Origin of the sequence: Frigidibacter sp. MR17.14 (assembly GCF_037095735.1) — a bacterium.
Taxonomy (GTDB): Bacteria; Pseudomonadota; Alphaproteobacteria; order Rhodobacterales; family Rhodobacteraceae; genus Frigidibacter.
In genome coordinates, this window is sequence record NZ_JBAWKD010000008.1 from 1 (window position 1) to 18,219 (window position 18,219).

The 18,219-nt window shown below is 69.5% G+C and carries 15 protein-coding genes; 10 read left to right on the forward strand and 5 right to left on the reverse strand.

Going from position 1 to position 18,219, the window contains the following annotated elements; all coding sequences use genetic code 11:
• Window positions 1-531: 531 nt before the first annotated feature.
• The 7 genes from V8J36_RS17105 (at window position 532) to rodA (ending at window position 9,473) form a co-directional block, all read left to right on the forward strand.
• Window positions 532-2,115, forward strand: a complete 1,584-nt coding sequence (locus V8J36_RS17105; RefSeq protein ID WP_336468538.1) for a 2-isopropylmalate synthase — start codon at window positions 532-534, stop codon at window positions 2,113-2,115.
• Window positions 2,116-2,566: 451 nt separating this feature from the next.
• The gene (locus tag V8J36_RS17110) at window positions 2,567-3,577 is read left to right on the forward strand and encodes an acyltransferase (protein ID WP_336468539.1); all 1,011 of its coding nucleotides are present in this window, start codon (window positions 2,567-2,569) and stop codon (window positions 3,575-3,577) included.
• Between the two features lie 146 nt (window positions 3,578-3,723).
• Entirely contained in the window at window positions 3,724-4,761 is a 1,038-nt protein-coding gene (locus V8J36_RS17115; RefSeq protein ID WP_336468540.1) for a rod shape-determining protein, read from the forward strand.
• A gap of 54 nt (window positions 4,762-4,815) precedes the next feature.
• On the forward strand, window positions 4,816-5,811 hold the full coding sequence (mreC, locus tag V8J36_RS17120) for a rod shape-determining protein MreC (protein WP_336468541.1): 996 nt from the start codon (window positions 4,816-4,818) through the stop codon (window positions 5,809-5,811).
• Window positions 5,808-6,368 carry a rod shape-determining protein MreD gene (locus V8J36_RS17125; protein ID WP_336468542.1) on the forward strand — a complete coding sequence of 187 codons (561 nt, stop codon included), beginning with the start codon at window positions 5,808-5,810 and terminating at the stop codon, window positions 6,366-6,368. Before mreC ends, V8J36_RS17125 begins: the two co-directional genes overlap by 4 nt.
• The gene (mrdA, locus tag V8J36_RS17130) at window positions 6,365-8,311 is read left to right on the forward strand and encodes a penicillin-binding protein 2 (protein ID WP_336468543.1); all 1,947 of its coding nucleotides are present in this window, start codon (window positions 6,365-6,367) and stop codon (window positions 8,309-8,311) included. Before V8J36_RS17125 ends, mrdA begins: the two co-directional genes overlap by 4 nt.
• 10 nt (window positions 8,312-8,321) lie before the next feature.
• The gene (gene rodA / locus V8J36_RS17135; protein ID WP_336468544.1) at window positions 8,322-9,473 is read left to right on the forward strand and encodes a rod shape-determining protein RodA; all 1,152 of its coding nucleotides are present in this window, start codon (window positions 8,322-8,324) and stop codon (window positions 9,471-9,473) included.
• Window positions 9,474-9,742: 269 nt separating this feature from the next.
• Here rodA and V8J36_RS17140 read toward each other — a convergent pair whose 3' ends face one another.
• Window positions 9,743-9,922, reverse strand: a complete 180-nt coding sequence (locus V8J36_RS17140) for a hypothetical protein (RefSeq protein WP_336468545.1) — start codon at window positions 9,920-9,922, stop codon at window positions 9,743-9,745.
• Window positions 9,923-10,254: 332 nt separating this feature from the next.
• On the opposite strand from V8J36_RS17140, the gene V8J36_RS17145 reads away from it, so the two are divergent.
• A complete protein-coding gene (locus V8J36_RS17145; protein WP_336468546.1) occupies window positions 10,255-11,193 on the forward strand; it encodes an NAD(P)-dependent oxidoreductase in 939 nt (312 codons plus the stop codon).
• Between the two features lie 121 nt (window positions 11,194-11,314).
• On the opposite strand, the gene V8J36_RS17150 is transcribed toward V8J36_RS17145, so the two are convergent.
• The 3 genes from V8J36_RS17150 to bktB all read right to left on the reverse strand — a co-directional run bounded on the left by V8J36_RS17150 (window position 11,315) and on the right by bktB (window position 15,207).
• Window positions 11,315-12,385: a hybrid-cluster NAD(P)-dependent oxidoreductase gene (locus V8J36_RS17150; protein WP_336468547.1), complete on the reverse strand. Its 1,071-nt coding sequence runs from the start codon at window positions 12,383-12,385 to the stop codon at window positions 11,315-11,317.
• A 4-nt stretch (window positions 12,386-12,389) separates the two neighbouring features.
• Window positions 12,390-13,625, reverse strand: a complete 1,236-nt coding sequence (locus tag V8J36_RS17155) for an aromatic ring-hydroxylating oxygenase subunit alpha (RefSeq protein WP_336468548.1) — start codon at window positions 13,623-13,625, stop codon at window positions 12,390-12,392.
• A 406-nt stretch (window positions 13,626-14,031) separates the two neighbouring features.
• Window positions 14,032-15,207, reverse strand: coding sequence for a beta-ketothiolase BktB (bktB, locus tag V8J36_RS17160; RefSeq protein ID WP_336468549.1), 1,176 nt, complete (start codon window positions 15,205-15,207; stop codon window positions 14,032-14,034).
• Window positions 15,208-15,344: 137 nt separating this feature from the next.
• Between bktB and V8J36_RS17165 the strand changes: the two genes are divergently transcribed.
• Window positions 15,345-16,007, forward strand: coding sequence for an HAD family hydrolase (locus tag V8J36_RS17165; RefSeq protein WP_336468550.1), 663 nt, complete (start codon window positions 15,345-15,347; stop codon window positions 16,005-16,007).
• 10 nt (window positions 16,008-16,017) lie between these two features.
• Here V8J36_RS17165 and fnrL read toward each other — a convergent pair whose 3' ends face one another.
• Window positions 16,018-16,764: a transcriptional regulator FnrL gene (fnrL, locus tag V8J36_RS17170; RefSeq protein WP_336468551.1), complete on the reverse strand. Its 747-nt coding sequence runs from the start codon at window positions 16,762-16,764 to the stop codon at window positions 16,018-16,020.
• A gap of 56 nt (window positions 16,765-16,820) precedes the next feature.
• On the opposite strand from fnrL, the gene hemN reads away from it, so the two are divergent.
• Entirely contained in the window at window positions 16,821-18,176 is a 1,356-nt protein-coding gene (gene hemN, locus V8J36_RS17175) for an oxygen-independent coproporphyrinogen III oxidase (protein WP_336468552.1), read from the forward strand.
• Window positions 18,177-18,219: the final 43 nt, after the last annotated feature.

Sequence of the window (18,219 nt, forward strand, 5' to 3'; positions counted from 1 at the left end):
GTATCTAGGGAAACTCGAAGACCCCCGCAAGTGGGATTCGCGAAAAAAATGAAACACAACCACCTGCCCCTGCGGAACGCCGCTGACACGGACGGAAGAGCGCGCCCGGCTTCGCCCCCCGCTACGCGCGCGCGTTATCCTTGTCATTCTCCAGGCCCTCGCGGCATCTCCCGCCCGAGCCATCGCGCCCGCCCTCCGCGCCCGCCCTCGGGGGCGCTTCCGACCGGCGCCGCTCCGGCCCGGCCCGACCGCGCCCGGGGGCAGCCGGCACACCCGGCCCTGCGGCGATTGCGAAAGTTGCGCCGATCCCGCGGCCGATTTCCTTTTGCATCTTTCGCCCGGTGCCTATAGGGTCGCCGCCATGACACGGGACCTGCACATTCTCATCGCACCGGGCGCATCCAGCGCCCCCGCGCCCCGTGGTCTGCTGCTTCTTCTTAGTCTCCTCTGAGCGTGCCCTCCGGCGCGACCGCTCAGAGATGACCAGCGCCGGGCACCACATCAGACCCTAGAAGAAGCCGGAGAGATCCGATGACCACCACCGCTACCGACAAATCCCGCGTCCTGATCTTCGACACCACGCTCCGCGATGGCGAACAGTCGCCGGGCGCCACCATGTCCCATGCCGAGAAGCTCGAGATCGCGGCGCTCCTGGACGAGATGGGCGTCGACATCATCGAGGCGGGCTTCCCGATCGCCTCCGAGGGCGATTTCGCCGCCGTCTCGGAAATCGCGAAGAACGCGAAGAACTCCGTGATCTGCGGCCTGTCGCGCGCCAACTTCACCGACATCGACCGCTGCTGGGAGGCGATCCGCCACGCGGCCCAGCCGCGGATCCACACCTTCATCGGCACCTCGCCCCTGCATCGCGAGATCACCAAGCTCGACATGGACGGGATGGTGGCGCGGATCCACGAGACGGTGACCCATGCCCGCAACCTCTGCGACAACGTGCAGTGGTCGGCGATGGACGCGATCCGGACCGAGCGCGACTTCCTCTGCCGCGTCGTGGAAACCGCGATCAAGGCCGGCGCCTCGACGATCAACATCCCCGACACCGTCGGCTACACCCTGCCCACCGAAAGCGCCGAGATCATCGCGATGCTGCTCGAGCGGGTGCCGGGCGCCGGCGACGTGATCTTCGCGACCCACTGCCACAACGACCTGGGCATGGCGACGGCGAACAGCCTCGCCGCCGTGTCGGCGGGCGCGCGCCAGATCGAATGCACGATCAACGGCCTCGGCGAGCGCGCCGGCAACACCGCGCTGGAAGAGGTGGTGATGGCGATCAAGGTCCGCCGCGACCTGATGCCCTACGCGACCCGCATCGACACCACGAAGATCATGAACCTGTCGCGCCGCGTGGCGCAGGTCTCGGGCTTCCCGGTGCAGTTCAACAAGGCGGTGGTCGGCAAGAACGCCTTCCTGCACGAATCGGGCATCCACCAGGACGGCGTGCTGAAGAACGTCGAGACGTTCGAGATCATGCGCCCCGCCGATATCGGCATCACCGAAACCAACATCGCGATGGGCAAACACTCGGGCCGCGCGGCCCTGCGCGCCAAGCTGAAGGATCTCGGCTTCGATCTGGGCGACAACCAGATCAACGACGTCTTCGTGCGCTTCAAGGCGCTGGCCGACCGCAAGAAAGAGATCTTCGACGAGGATCTGGTCGCGCTGATGGCCGACAGCGCCCAGAACACCGACCAGGACTACCTGGTGGTGAAATACCTCAAGGTCGTCTGCGGCACCGAAGGCCCCCAGACCGCCGAGCTGAAGATGCTGGTCGGCGGCGAGGAACAGACCTCCTCGACCACCGGCGACGGCCCGGTCGATGCGGCCTTCAACGCGGTGAAGGCGCTCTTCAAGCACAATGCGCGCCTGAAGCTCTACCAGGTCAGCGCGGTCACCGGCGGCACCGATGCCCAGGCGACGGTGCAGGTGCGGCTCGAGGAAGACGGCCGCATCGTCACCGGCTCCTCGGCCGACACCGACACGATCCTGGCCTCGGTCAAGGCCTATGTCGGCGCGCTCAATCGCCTGCGGGTGCGGCGCGAGAAATCGGCCCCGAACGAGGACACGCGCACCGTCAGCTACCGCAGCGCCGGCGCCTGACCCCTGCCTCGGGGGGGCCCCNCACGATCCTGGCCTCGGTCAAGGCCTATGTCGGCGCGCTCAATCGCCTGCGGGTGCGGCGCGAGAAATCGGCCCCGAACGAGGACACGCGCACCGTCAGCTACCGCAGCGCCGGCGCCTGACCCCTGCCTCGGGCGGCCCCCACGGGCCGCCCGCCCCCCTTTCGGATTGGTCCAAATACTCCGGGGGAGCGCGGCACGCGCGGGGTCGGAGCCCCCTCCCCTAGCCCCTTTCGCATTGGTCCAAATATCCCGGGGGGCCGCCCACAGGGCGGTGGGGGCAGCGCCCCCTCGCCGTCGCGATCCCCGCGAACCGGCAAACCCCTGCCGACGAAATCCCCGCCCGGAACCCCTGCCCCACCCCGCCCCTTGAGTCGCCGCACCGCCGCAAAGGTGCCCACCACGGAAGACGGCGACGAACGAGGCAGAGCATGACCCAGGCATCCGACCCCACCACCGGCGCCCTTGCCGGCTGGCACCGCACCGCGCCCGGCGCCGCCGACCGGCCGCGGGCGCGCGAGCGGGATCTCGGCCTCGACAGCCTGCGCATCGTCCTCGCGCTCCTCGTCGTCGCGATTCACACCGGGGCGCTGGCGGATGTCGGCAAATGGCCGCAGTTCATCCTCGTCCAGGGCCTCGCCCGGATCGCGGTTCCCACCTTCTTCGTGCTCTCGGGCTTCTACTTCGAACGCGCCACCCGCGAAGGCCCGGGCCGCTGGCTCGGCCATGCCGCCACGCTCTATGTCCTGTGGATGCTGGCCTACCTGCCGCTCTGGTGGGGGGGCGAGCATTCGGCGGGTGACGTCGCCTATTCTCTGTGGTTCGGCTATTTCCATCTCTGGTATCTCGTCGCGATGCTGCAGGCGGGGGTGCTGCTCTGGCTGCTGCGCGGCATGCGCACCGTGCCGCTCGCGCTTCTCGCCACCGCCATCGCGGCCGCCGCCTGGATCCTCCAGCACCGGATGATGGAGGGCGAGATCCCGACCGACACCGACCGGGTGCGCAACGCGGTGATGTTCGCCTTCCCCTATCTCGCGCTCGGCCTCTGCACCGCGCGGGCCCGCCACGCCTTCGCCGATCACCGCGCCCTGCTGCGCGCCGGTCTCGCCCTCGCCATGCTCGCCTTCGCGACAGAGGTGATCTGGACCGGCCGCGCGATGGGCACCGGGGTCGGCCTCGACCTGCACCTGTCGCTGATCGCGCTCTGCCCGCTTCTGGTCGCCACGATCTCGGACGCGGGCTGGCGCGGTCGCGCCACCGGCCTCGCCGGGCGGCTGGCCGGCATCGCCACCGGCATCTACCTGATCCACCCCTGGCTGATCGAGCTGGTGCGCGACACCGCCGACCCCGCGCCGACTTTGCGCTACCTCGCCGTGGCCGTCCTCTCGCTGCCTGCCGCGGCGGCACTCCTGCGCCTCAACCGCCGCCTGCCGATCTTGTGATCGCCAAACCCCCTGCGGCATATCGGCGGCGTCTGGCCGGGGGTGGCCAGCGCCCTTTCCGACACCCTGCCCCTTGCCTATAAGGGCGCGGCCTGCGCGGGGAATCCCCTGAGTCGCGGGCGATGGGGCATGAGCAGGAACGGACAATGGTAGGCTTTGGCGGTCTCTTCTCGTCGGACATGGCGATCGACCTCGGTACGGCGAACACGCTGGTCTATGTGAAGGGACGCGGGATCATCCTGAACGAGCCTTCGGTCGTGGCCTATCACGTCAAGGACGGCAAGAAGCAGGTGCTCGCCGTGGGCGAGGATGCCAAGCTGATGCTCGGCCGCACCCCCGGCTCGATCGAGGCGATCCGGCCGATGCGCGAAGGCGTCATCGCCGATTTCGACGTCGCCGAAGAGATGATCAAGCACTTCATCCGCAAGGTGCACAAGCGCACGACCTTCACCAAGCCGAAGATCATCGTCTGCGTGCCCCACGGCGCCACCCCGGTCGAGAAACGCGCGATCCGCCAGTCGGTGCTGTCGGCCGGCGCCCGCCGCGCGGGCCTGATCGCCGAACCGATCGCGGCCGCGATCGGCGCCGGGATGCCGATCACCGATCCCACCGGCTCGATGGTCGTCGACATCGGCGGCGGCACCACCGAGGTGGCCGTCCTCAGTCTCGGCGACATCGTCTATGCCCGTTCGGTCCGCGTCGGCGGTGACCGGATGGACGAGGCGATCATCAACTACCTGCGCCGCCAGCAGAACCTTCTGGTCGGCGAATCCACGGCCGAACGCATCAAGACCTCGATCGGCACCGCCCGCATGCCCGACGACGGACGCGGCGCCTCGATGCTGATCCGCGGCCGCGACCTTCTGAACGGCGTCCCGAAAGAGACCGAGATCAACCAGGCCCAGGTCGCCGAGGCGCTGGCCGAGCCGGTGCAGTCGATCTGCGAGGCGGTGATGACCGCGCTCGAAGCCACGCCCCCCGACCTCGCCGCCGACATCGTCGACCGCGGCGTGATGCTGACGGGCGGCGGCGCGCTGCTGGGTGAACTCGACCTCGCGCTGCGCGAGCAGACCGGCCTCTCGATCTCGATCGCCGACCAGTCGCTGAATTGTGTGGCGCTCGGCACCGGCAAGGCGCTGGAATACGAAAAGCAACTGCGCCATGTGATCGACTACGACAGCTGAGCGCAGCCAGCTGACACGGGCGGGGCCTGATCCCCGCCCTTCCGGGGACCAGCCGTGGCCAAAGACCGCAACGCCGACATCGATTTTGCCGGACCGGTGCGCCGCATCCTGATCGCGGTGCTCGCGATCCTGCTTGTCGCCACCTTCCTGGTCTGGCGGATCGACAGTCCGCGGGTCGAACGCTTCCGCGACGCGCTGGTCGACCGCGTGGTGCCGAACATGGACTGGGCGCTGCTGCCGGTGACCAAGGTCGTCGGCATGGTCGAAAGCGCCCGCTCCTACTCCCGGATCTACGAGCAGAACCAGCAGCTCAAGCGCGAGCTTCAGCAGATGAAGGCCTGGAAAGAGGCCGCGGTACAGCTCGAGCAGCAGAACGCCAAGCTTCTCGCGCAGAACCAGGTCCGGCTCGACCCGCAGCTGACCTCGGTCTCGGGCGTGGTGCTGGCCGACTCGGGCTCGCCCTTCCGCCAGTCGGTGCTGCTGAACGTCGGGGCCCGCGACGGCATCGTCGACGGCTGGGCCACGATGGACGGGCTCGGCCTCGTGGGCCGGATCTCGGGCGTGGGCGAACGCACGGCGCGGGTGATCCTGCTCACCGATTCCTCGTCGCGGATCCCGGTCACCATCCAGCCCTCGGGCCAGCGCGCGATCCTCGCCGGCGACAATACCGCGATCCCGCCCTTGGACTTCCTCGAGGCGCCCGAACAGGTCCGCCCCGGCGACCGCGTCGTGTCCTCGGGCGACGGCGGCGTCTTCCCCTCCGGCATCCTCGTGGGCGAGGTCGCCAAGGACCGCGACAACCGCCTGCGCGTGCGGCTGGCCGCCGAATACGACCGGCTCGATTTCCTGCGCGTCCTGCGCTCGCATCCGGCGGAACGGATCACCGATCCCGGCGTGCTGATCCCGCCCGAGGTGCCGCCGCTGGTCGCCGAACAGTCCCGCATGCTCGGGCCGCAGCCCGACGGCACGCCGGGGCCCGGTCCCGCTGCCGGTGCCGCTGCCGGAACCGGTGCCACGGCAGGCGCCGCGCCGCCGCGAGCCCGGCCATGATCGACCCCGCCACCTCGCGCCGCTGGAGCCTGCGGCTGCTGTTCGTGGGGCTCGCGATCTTCCTGATGTTCCTCAGGATCCTGCCGCTCTCGACGCTGCCGCCGCGCATTCCCGGCCCCGACCTGCTCTTGTGCCTCGCCCTCGCCTGGGTGCTGCGCCGGCCCGACGTGGTCTCGGCCCCGCTTCTGGTCGCGGTCTTCCTGCTGGAGGACATGCTGACCATGCGCCCGCCGGGGCTCTGGACGCTGATGGTGCTCTTCGGCTCGGAATTCCTGCGCGACCGCGCCTCGGCGGTGCGCCGGCTGCCCTTCGCGGTGGACTGGGCCATGGCCGCGGCGGTAATCTTCTTCATCACGATCGGCTACCGCGCGGTGCTGGCGCTGGCGATGATTCCGCGCCCGGCGCTGTGGATGACGGCAATGCAGACCGTGGCGACGATGCTGGCCTATCCGGCCGTGGTCGGCGCCACGCATCTCGTGGCCCGCGCCCTGCCCGGCCCGCCCGAGCGGGACGGCACACCCCGCGGGCTGGGACGACGACTGGGGAGACGCGCATGAGACGATCGCCCAAGGACACCGCCGAAAGCGCCCGCCGCATCACCCGGCGCACGCTGTTCCTCGGCGCCTCGCAGGCCGCGGTGGCGGCCGTTCTGGGCCTGCGCATGCATCACATGCAGGTCGACGAGGCTGACGACTTCAAGCTGCTGGCCGAAGAGAACCGCATCAACATGCGGCTGATCCCGCCGGCGCGCGGCCTGATCAACGACCGCAACGGCAACCTGCTGGCCGGCAACGAACAGAACTACCGCGTCGTCATCACCCGCGAGGACGCCGGCGACGTCGAGGACGTGCTGCACCGCCTGTCCCGGCTGATCCCGCTGACGGAAGAAGACATCGACCGCACGCTGAAGGAATCGGAACGCCGCTCGTCCTTCGTGCCGATCACCGTCGCCGACCGTCTCAGCTGGGAGGATTTCAGCCGCGTCGCGGTGAACGCCCCCGCGCTGCCCGGCGTCACGCCCGAGGTCGGCCAGTCGCGCTACTACCCCTATTCCGGCGATTTCGCCCATGTCATCGGCTATGTCGGCCCGGTCTCGGACTACGACCTGTCGAAGATGGAAGACCCCGACCCCCTGCTGCAGATCCCGAAGTTCCAGATCGGCAAGGTCGGGATCGAGGCGAAGATGGAGGAAGATCTGCGCGGCGAGGCCGGCACCAAGCGGATCGAGGTGAACGCCGTCGGCCGGGTGATGCGAGAGCTCGACCGCATCGACGGCAAGCAGGGCAGCCGGGTGCAGCTGACGCTGGATCTGGGCCTGCAGAACTACATGCAGCAGCGCCTCGGCAGCGAAAGCGCCGCCGGCGTCGCGATCCATGTCGAAACCGGCGACATCCTCGGCGTCGTCTCCTCGCCCAGCTTCGACCCGAACCTCTTCGTGCGCGGCATTTCGGGGCCGGACTACTCGGCGCTGATGAACCACGACCATCGGCCGCTGGCCGACAAGTCGGTGCAGGGCACCTATCCGCCCGGCTCGACCTTCAAGATGGTCGTGGCGCTGGCCGCGCTGGAAGCCGGGGTGATGAACGCCGGCGAGACGGTCTATTGCCCGGGCTTCATGCAGCTCGGCACCCGCCGCTTCCACTGCTGGTCGCGCGGCGGCCACGGCTCGGTCAACCTGACCGAGGCGCTGATGCATTCCTGCGACGTCTATTTCTACGAGGCCGCGCAGCGCGTCGGCATCGACAAGATCTCGGAAATGGGCCGCAAGCTCGGCCTCGGCACCCGCCACGACCTGCCGATGTCGGCGGTGGCCGAGGGCCTGATGCCGACCCGCGCCTGGAAGGCCGAGCGCTACGGCCGCGACTGGCAGATCGGCGACAGCGTCAACGCCGGCATCGGCCAGGGCTACATCCTCGCCTCGCCGCTGCAGCTGGCGGTGATGACCGCGCGGATCTCGACCGGGCGCGCGATCGAGCCGCGGCTGATCCGCTCGATCGACGGGGTCGAACCGCCCGCGCCGCAGCCCGCCAGCCTCGGCATCAACGACGCCTTCCTGCGCGCCGCCCGCAAGGGGATGCATGACGTGGTCAACATCCGCGGCGGCACCGGCTACGGGATGCGCTGCGTCGACGACGCGATGATGATCGCCGGCAAGTCCGGCACCAGCCAGGTGCGCAACATCACCGCCGCCGAACGCGCGACCGGGGTCGTGCGCAACGACCAGCTGCCCTGGAACCGCCGTGACCACGCGCTCTTCGTGGGCTTCGCGCCCTACAACAACCCCAAGGTCGCCTGCGCGGTCGTGGTCGAACACGGCTCGGGCGGCTCCAGCGTCGCCGGCCCGATCGTGCGCGACATCCTGATGCAGGCGCTGTCGGGCGGGCTGCCGCCGCTGACCGCCTATCCCGCCGACCAGCGCGGCAAGGTCGAGGCGCAGCGTGCCAAGATGAACCTGCTCGATCCGCGGCTGACCGCCGCTGCGCCCCCCACCCGCGCCTGAGGTCCGCCCCGTGAGCTACCTGGAATACAACGTCAAGACCGTGCCGACCGGGCTCCGCAAGGTGCTCTATGTCAACTGGCCGCTGGTGCTGCTGCTGATCGCGGTCGCCTCGGCCGGGTTCATCATGCTCTACTCAGTAGGCGGCGGCGACGTCGAGCGCTGGGCGGAACCGCAGATGAAGCGCTTCGCGGTCGGCGTGGTCCTGATGTTCATCGTCGGCTTCGTGCCGGTCTGGTTCTGGCGCAACATGTCGGCGCTGGCCTATCTGGTCTCGCTCTCGCTGCTGCTGATCGTGGAATTCTTCGGCCATGTCGGCATGGGCGCGCAGCGCTGGATCAACCTCGGCTTCATCATGCTGCAGCCGTCCGAGCTGATGAAGATCTCGATCGTGATGCTGCTCGCGGCCTATTACGACTGGCTCGACGTCAACAAGGTCTCGCGCCCGCTCTGGGTGCTGGTGCCGCTGGCGATGATCGGCACCCCGGTGTTCCTGGTGCTGACCCAGCCCGACCTCGGCACCGCGATCCAGGTGACGCTCGGCGGCGCGATCGTGATGTTCGCGGCCGGGGTCAGCTGGTTCTACTTCGCCGCGGTCGCGGCACTCGGCATCGGGGCGGTGGCGCTGGTCTTCTCGTCGCGCGGCACCGACTGGCAGCTTCTGCGCGACTACCAGTTCCGCCGGATCGACACCTTCCTCGATCCCTCGACCGACCCGCTCGGCGCGGGCTACCACATCACCCAGGCCAAGATCGCGCTCGGCTCGGGCGGCTGGGCCGGCAAGGGCTTCATGCAGGGCACCCAGTCGCGGCTAAACTTTCTGCCCGAAAAGCACACCGACTTCATCTTCACGACCCTGGCCGAGGAATTCGGCTTCCTCGGCGCGATCTCGCTTCTGACGCTCTACGTGCTGATCATCGGCTTCTGCCTGGTCTCGGCGATGAACAACAAGGACCGCTACGCCAGCCTCGTGACCATCGGCATCGCCGGCACCTTCTTCCTGTTCTTCTCGGTGAACATGGCGATGGTGATGGGCCTCGCCCCGGTGGTGGGCGTGCCGCTGCCGCTGGTGTCCTACGGCGGTTCGGCGATGATGGTGCTGATGGTGGCCTTCGGGTTGGTGCAAAGCGCCCATATCCACAAGCCCCGCGGCGGCCCGAACTGAGCCGCCGCGCCAGTCCCGGCCGCCGCCGCCCGGATTATCTCGATCCGTCTTCGGCGGTCGCGCCGCCGCCGCTGCCAGAGACCGGCGCAGGCGCGGCCGGCGTCACGGTCAGCGGGGCCCCCTCCTCCTCCGCGGGCCTGTCCGCAGCGATGTCGGCCCAGCCGGCCGCCAGCACCGGGCTGCGCGCCGGGACGTCCCAACCCGCCAGCACCGCGCCATCTTCGAAGGTCTAACCCACCGACAGGTCCCCGCGCCCCGAAGGTCCGGGTCTATCCCGGATACCGGGTGGCGCCCAGCGCCGCCACGCCCCCGTCGCATCGGTCGTCCGACAGCGCCTTGGCGGTGATCCCGAAGGCCGGCGGCGCACCCGCATCGAGACCGACGCTCGCGCCCGGGAACAGCGCCACAGCCGCACCGGCTGGCAGCGCGCCCCGAAGGCAACGTGCCACGGCCAGCGCCCCGACGCGCGGTCTGCAGGTCGTCCCGAAGGCCCCTCGTCAGTGAACTTGTGACTATCCCAGACACGTCAGGGAACCACGGCCAGACCCTTCCGGGCCGCGCAACGCCCTGTCCCCGCCCCGACCTCACCCCCGAGACCAGCCTGGAAACCGTGGCACAAAGGCGCAGCCGACCCGGGGCCGGCGGGCACGGCCCGCGGAATGGCAGGCGCTGCGGCACGGGATTTCCCGCCCGCCTCCGCTGTCCCGGCCTTCCGCCCGCCGCCGATCCACGGCACTAAGGCAGGGTCGCCCGCTGTTCCCAGCCCATCCCGGACCCTGCCATGCCCGTCACCCTCTGGTTCGCCGCCCCGCCCCGCCTCTGGCCCGACTACGAGGCCCCGCTGACCGCGGCCCTTGCCCGTCGCGGGATCGACGCCCGGATCTCGCCCGAGGCGCCGGACCCGGCGGCGGTCGACTACATCGTCGTCGCGAACGGCGCGGTGACGCAGGACTTCTCGCCCTTCACGCGGGCGAAGGCGATGCTGAACCTCTGGGCCGGCTGCGAGAAGCTGGTGGGCAATCCCACCCTGACGATGCCGCTCGCCCGGATGGTCGAACCCGCGCTGACCGAGGGCATGGTCGAATACGTGACCGGCCATGTGCTGCGCCATCACCTCGGCATGGATGCCGACATCGCGAACCGCACCGGCCCCTGGACCGACCGCCCCGCGCCCCCGCTCGCCCGCGAGCGCCCGGTGACGATGGTGGGCCTCGGCGCGCTCGGCGCCGCCGCGGCGCAGGCGCTGGCCGGCCTCGGCTTCCCGGTCACCGGCTGGAGCCGCTCGCCCAAGGACATCCCCGGGCTCCGCTGCCTCTCGGGCCCCGAGGGCTTCGCCGAGGCCCTGTCAGGCGCGCAGATCCTCGTCCTGCTCGCCCCCTTCACGCCCCAGACGGAAAACCTGATCGACGCCGCCGCGCTGGCGCATCTCGCCCCCGGCGCCGTCCTCATCAACCCCGCGCGCGGCCAGCTGATCGACGACGCGGACCTTCTCGCCGCGCTCGACAGGGGCCAGCTCTCGCACGCGACCCTCGACGTGTTCCGGACCGAGCCGCTGCCCGCCGACCACCCGTTCTGGGCGCATCCCGGCATCACCGTGACCCCGCATCTCGCCGCCGCCACCCGCCCCGCGAGCGCCTCCGAGGTCATCGCCGAGAACGTCGCCCGCGGCGAGGCGGGCCTGCCCCTCCTGCACCTCGTCGACCCGCAGCGCGGCTACTGACCCCTTTCTCATCGGCCCAAATATCCCGGGGTCCGGGGCAGAGCCCCGGCCTGCCCCAAAACAAAAAAAGGCCCCGCCCCCTCTCCCGGGGCAGGGCCAGTCATCAGGGCCAACAGGAGCCTCAGATGTCGATCGCGACCTTCCCGATCGGCTTCGAGCAGCAGGCCAGCACATAGCCCTCCTCGATGTCCTCGTCGGAAATCCCGCCGTTGTGGACCATGACCACATCGCCGGCGGTCTTCTTCACCTTGCAGGTGCCGCAGACGCCGAAGGTGCAGCCCGAAGGGATGTTCAGCCCCGAGGACTTGGCCACCTGCAGCAGCGTGTCGGTCTCGCGGCAGGTCGCGGACTTGCCCGAGGCCACGAATTCGACCTCGGCCATGTTGTCGTCCGAGGGCACCACGTCGTCGTGCACCGGCACCTCGGCCGCGGTCTCGGCCGGGGCGTGGAAGCTCTCCTGGTGGTAGTGCTCCATGTCGTAGCCAAGCGAATAGAGCATCTCGCGGACCGAGGTCATGAACCCGTCCGGCCCGCAGCAGAAGATCTCGCGCTCGAGGTAGTCCGGCGCCATCAGGCCCAGCATCAGCGCGTTGAAACGCCCCTTGTAGCCGGTCCAGGTACGATAGGGATCATCCTCGCGCACCACGAACTGCAGCTTCAGCCCCGGCGTGCGCGAGGCCATGTGCTCCAGCCGCGAGCGGAAGATCAGGTCCGTGGGCGTGCGCGCGCAGTTGATCATCACCACGTCGGGCTGGACGCCGGTGTCCCACAGATAGGTCGCCATCGACATCATCGGGGTGACGCCCGACCCGGCCGAGACGAACAGGTACTTCCGCGGCTTGGCATCCTTCAGGCAGAACACGCCCCCCGGCCCCATCGCCTTGATCCGCATTCCCGGCTTCAGATGCTCGATCATCCAGCGCGACGCGACCGAGCCCTCCTGCGCCTTGACGGTGACCGTCAGCGACAGGTGGCGCGAGGGCGAGGACGAGATCGTGTAGGTCCGCCACTCGACGCCGTGCGGCATCGGCAGGCCCAGCGTCAGGAACTGGCCCGGCGCGAAGTCGAACCAGGCCCCCGAGGGCGCCGAGAAGCAGAAGCTGAAGGCATTCGGCGCCTCTGGAATGACCATCGTGCATTCCAGCTCCTCCGTGTCCTTCCACGGGGCGCTGCCATAGACGGAGAAGCTCATGCGCTCATTCCGCCGCGAGGATCGAACGGCCGGTCAGCCGCTGACCCATCGAGTCGCAGTACCAGTCCACGAACTGGATCACGCCTTCCTCGACCAGCGTCGAATAGGGGCCGGGCTCGTAGGCGGGCGAGTTGATGCCGTACTGGTTCTCCTCGACCACCTGGCGGTCCTCGTCGTTGGTGGCGATCCAGACCTCGGTCAGTTTCTGCAGGTCGTAATCGGTGCCCTCGACCGCGTCCTTGTGCACCAGCCACTTGGTCGTCACCTGGGTCTCGGTCGGCGAGATCGGCAGGATGCGGAAGACGATGGCGTGGTCGGCCAGGAAGTGGTTCCAGCTGTTGGGGTAGTGGTAGAACAGCAGCGACCCCGCGTCGTTGAACGGCACGTCGCCCATCCGCTTGGTGACAGCGGCCTTGGTCGACATGGTGAAGCTCTCGGCGTTGTTCAGCAGCGGAATCCGCGCCAGCCGCCACTGGAAGTCCGGCTTGTTGGTGAAGCGCGAGGGCAGGCCCGCGGCCTCGCAGCGCTTCCAGTGGTCCATGATCTCGGGCGCGGCCGAGTCGGGGCCGTCCATCGCCGTCATCGTCGGGCTGTCCGAATAGGTCCGGCAGAGCGACGGATGCGAGCCCGAGCAGTGATAGCACTCGCGGTTGTTCTCGATCACCAGCTTCCAGTTCGCCTTCTCGATGATCGTCGATTCGAAGGCGACCTTGCAGTCGTCGAGCTTGTGGGGGCCGATATAGGCATCCATGCGCTCGGCCAGCGCGTCGAAGGCCGGCGCCTCGTCGGCGAGACAGACGAAGACCATGCCACCGGCCTCGCGGCAGTGCACTTCCTTCAGCCGGTACTGCGAGGCGTCGAAATCGGGCCCCATGTCGCGGGCATAAAGCAGCTTGCCGTCCAGCTCGTAGGTCCACTGGTGATAGGGGCAGACCATCTTCGGGGCCGAGCCCTTGACCTTGGTGCAGATCCGCTGGCCGCGGTGGCGGCAGGTGTTGTGGAAGGCGCGGATCTTGCCGTCCGAGCCGCGGACGACGGCGACCGGATAGGCGCCGACCTGCATGGTGATGTAGTTCCCGGTCTTCGGGATGTCGCAGGCGGGCGTCGCGAACAGCCAGTCGCGATACCAGAACTTCTCCAGATCGATCTGGAACATGCCGGGATCGTTGTAGAAGGGCTGGGGCAGCGAGAAGTTCTTCTTCCGCGTCATCAGCAGGGCAAGGGCGTCGGCGTCGCGCATCGTGGTCCTCATCGGCCCGGTAGGTTTGGGGCTGGAACTGCGAGGGCGACCCTCGCCGCCCCATCGACAGGATCATGCGGCAACGCGGCGCAAAAGCGTCGTCGAAAAACGACGCATCCCGACGGAATAGCGGAATGCTGCCGCAGGGGCGGGCTTCGCCGCGGCCCGCGCCCTGCCCGGGCCTGCGGCAATGACGAAATTCGCGGCGCTCCTGCGGCCCGGGCCCGGGCCGTCCCCCCCCTCCCGCCCGCCGAATCGCGGGTCCGGGCGGGTGTCGTTTTTGACCGCCGCCCTGCCGCGCCGCCCGGGCGCGGGACCTCACCCGGCGGTTAAGGCGCCGCGCGTTGGGGGTGTACGGGGGGTGCACGCGCGGTGCACGCCTGTCACCCCCATTAAATCGCCGGTGTCAGACCGTCTCGAGCGCCAGCGCGATCCCCTGCCCGCCGCCGATGCACATGGTCACCAGCGCCCGCCGCCCGCCGGTCCGGCGCAACTCGTGGATCGCCTTCACGGTGAGGATCGCCCCCGTCGCCCCCACCGGATGGCCCAGCGCGATGGCGCCGCCATTGGGGTTGACCCGCTCGGGGTCGAGGCCCAGCGCCCGGCTGACGGCCAGCGCCTGCGCCGCGAAGGCCTCGTTCGATTCGATCAGGTCGAAGTCGCGCACCGCGAGGCCGGTCATCATGCACAGCTTCTCGACCGCCGGGATCGGTCCCAGCCCCATCACCTCGGGCCGCACCCCCGCCACGGCCCAGCCCAGAAGCCGTGCGATCGGCTCAAGCCCCTGTTCCGTCACGGCATTCTTCCGGGCCAGCACCAGCGCCGCCGCGCCGTCGTTGATCCCGCTGGCATTGCCGGCGGTGACGCTGCCGCCCTTCTGGAACACAGGCTTCAACCCCGCCAGCGCCTCGGGCGTGGTCGCCTTCGGATGCTCGTCCACCTGGAAGAAGCTCGAGCCATGCCGCCCGGCCAGTTCGACCGGCACGATCTGCCCGGCAAAGCGCCCCTCGGCGATGGCGCGGGCGGCCCGGGCCTGGCTCTCCAGCGCGAAGGCGTCCTGATCCTCGCGGCTGATGCCGTGTTCCGCCGCGACATTCTCGGCGGTGACGCCCATGTGGCCGGTGCCGAAGGGGCAGGTCAGGGCTCCGGTCAGCATGTCCAAGGCCTTGGTATCGCCCATCTTCTGACCATTGCGGGCCGTGGTCAGCGCGAAGGGTGCCCGGCTCATCACCTCGGCGCCGCCGGCCAGCGCCAGCTCGCATTCGCCCAAGGCCAGCGCCTGCGCGGCCGAGACGATCGCCTGCGCGCCCGAACCGCACAGCCGGTTCACGTTCATCGCGGGGGTGGTGTCGGGGATGCCGGCCTCGATCATCGCGACGCGGCTCAGGTACATGTCGCGCGGCTCGGTGTTGATGACATGGCCGAAGACCACCTGCCCGATCGCCTGCGGCGCGACCCCGGCCTCGGCCACCGCCGCCTGCGCGACCAGCGCCGCCAGCTTCGTCGGCGCCTGCCCCGACAGCGTGCCGCCGAAGCCGCCGATCGCCGTGCGCTTGGCCGAAAGGATCAGGATGTCGCTCATGGAAGGCCCCCGTCTCGTGATCGAACGTGTTGCTGCAGCGCAACGAGGCTAGGCCCCGCCCCCGCCCCGCGCCAGTCCGCCGCTGCGTCACGGCCTGCGGCTTCCCTTTCCCGGCGGGTCACGTTAGCGATAGCAGCATGGAAGACGCCCTCCCCTCCCGCTTCGCATTCGACGCCGTGATCTTCGACCTCGACGGGCTCCTGCTCGACACCGAGGCCGTGGCCCTGCGCACCGGGGTCGAGGCGATGGCCGCGCTTGGCCACCCGGTGCCCGAAGAGGTGCTGCACGGCATGGTCGGCGTCGATACCGACACCAGCTTCGCGATGATCTGTGACTGGCTCGGCGTCGCGCTCGACCCGGTGGTGACCAAGACCGCGCTGGGCGAGGCCTTCCGCGCCGGGCTGGCCGAGGGCGTGCCGCTGAAGACCGGCGTGCACGCGATGCTCGACGCGCTCGACCGGCTGGACCTGCCGCGGGCGGTGGCCACCAACAGCGCCACCGAAAGCGCGCTGTGGAAGATCGGCAAGGCCGGGCTGGCCGGGCGCTTCGATGCCGTGGTGGGCTTCGACACCGCCGGGTCCGCCAAGCCCGAGCCCGGCGTCTACCTGACCGCGGCCCGGGCGCTGGGGATCGCCCCCGCCCGCTGCCTTGCCTTCGAGGACAGCGACCTTGGCGTGCGCGCCGCCCGCGCCGCCGGCATGACCGTGGTGCAGATCCCCGATTTCCTCGAAAGCCGCGAGCATCTCGCCCATCACGAGCACCGCTCGCTGACCGAGGCGATGGCCGCGCTCGGCCTGTGAATTCAGAGGCTCAAGCCAGCGCGCCGCCGTCGCTGTCGTCGCCGGCCTCGGCCAGAAGCTCGTCGAAATCGGGCACGGTGACGTGGCGCTTGCCCTCGAGCTCGATCACCCCGTCGCGCTTCAGCGCCGAGATCTGGCGGCTCACCGTCTCCAGCGTCAGGCCCAGATAGTCCGCCATCGCCTCGCGGGTCAGCGGCAGGTCGAAGCTCATCCGCCCGGCCGGCGACTTCAGCCGCAGCGTCGCATCGCGCCGGGCGATGATCGCCAGCAGGCTCGCGATCTTCTCTCGCGCGCTCTTGCGGCCCAGAAGCAGCATCCATTCCCGCGCCGCGTCCAGTTCGTCCAGCGTCATCTCCAGCAGGCGCTGCGCCACGCTGGGGGTCGAGGCCATCATCTGCTCGAACGGCTTGCGCCGGAAGCAGCACATCAGAAGATCGGAGGTCGCGGTGACGGTATAGGCCGCCCGCGCCCGTCCCGGACGCCCGACGAAGTCTGAGGGCAGCAGCAGCCCCACCATCTGCGTGCGCCCGTCCTCCATCGCCTGCGTCAGCGTCGCGATGCCAGAGACGACCGAGGCCACGAAGTCCATGTCGTCGCCGGCCCAGATCACGGTCTGGCCGGCCTCGTAGCTGCGATAGGTCTTCATCGATTCAAGCCGCGCCAGATCATCGCTTTCGCAACGCGCGCAGACCGCCCGATGCCGGATCGGGCAGTCGCCGCAGTTCACGGAAATCTCAGGGGTGCTGTGCAAGCTCATGGCCGGGTTTGACCCAAATCAAGGTCGACATACTTCGTCTCGGTCAACCTACGGGCATGACAACACAATCGCAACTCCTCCGGATGGGTCTCTTCGATGCGCGGGTGCCGCGCTACACGAGCTATCCCACCGCCCCGCATTTCACCCCCGCGGTCGGCGCGGAGGTGTTCGGCGACTGGATCTCGGCCGTGCCTGCGGGAACGGCGATTTCACTCTACATGCATGTGCCCTTCTGCCGTCGGCTGTGCTGGTTCTGCGCCTGCCGCACGCAGGGCACCAAGTCCGACGACCCGGTGCGCGCCTATGCCGAGGTGCTGCTGGCGGAACTGGCGATGCTGAAGGCGCGCCTCGCCCCCGGCGTGCGGCTGGCACGGCTGCATTGGGGCGGCGGCACGCCGACGCTGCTGCATCCCGAGGACATCACCCGGCTGGCAGAGGCGACCAAGGCCGCGGTCGAGCCGGTCGAGGACTGGGAATTCTCGGTCGAGATCGACCCGAACGAGATCGACGCGGCCCGGCTCGACGCGCTGGCGGCGGCGGGGATGAACCGCGCCTCGATCGGGGTGCAGGACTTCGACCCCGGCATCCAGAAGATCATCGGCCGCGAGCAAAGCTATGCGGTGACCGAACGCGCCGTGCAGATGCTGCGCGCCCGCGGCATCGCCTCGCTGAACGCCGACATCCTTTATGGCCTGCCCGACCAGACACCGGCGCGGATCGCGGCCTCGGTCCAGCAGCTTCTGTCGCTGAGCCCGGACCGGGTGGCGCTTTACGGCTATGCGCATGTGCCCTGGATGGCGCGGCGCCAGCAGATGATCCCGTCCGACGCCCTGCCCACGCCCGAGGAACGCCTGTCGCTGTTCGAGACCGCGCGCGAGCTGTTTGTCTGGGACGGCTACGCCGAGATCGGCATCGACCATTTTGCCCGCCCCGAGGACGGGCTGGCGAAGGCCGCGCGAAAGGGGCGGCTGCGCCGCAATTTCCAGGGCTATACCGAGGACACCGCGCCGGTGCTGATCGGGCTTGGCGCCTCGTCGATCTCGCGCTTCCCGCAGGGCTATGCACAGAATGCGCCCGCCACGTCGGACCACCAGCGCGCGGTCCGCGAAGGGCGCTTCTCGACCGCGCGCGGCCATGTCTTCACCGGCGAGGATGCGCTGCGCGCGCGGATGATCGAGGCGGTGATGTGCGACTTCCGCATCGACAGCGCCGAGCTGGTCCGCGACTTCGGCGTGCCGCAGGGCCGGCTGTCGGCGCTGTTCGCCGAGGCCTGGCACCAGTTCCCCGAGATGGTCGAGATCTCGGCCGCGGGGCTGGTGGTGCCGGAACGCGCGCGACCGCTGACCCGGATGATCGCGCGCTGCTTCGACGCCTACGACCTGTCGAAGGCCGGACATTCCAGCGCGATCTGATGCAGCCGACACGAGACCGACTCGGGGCCGGTTGAACGCCGCG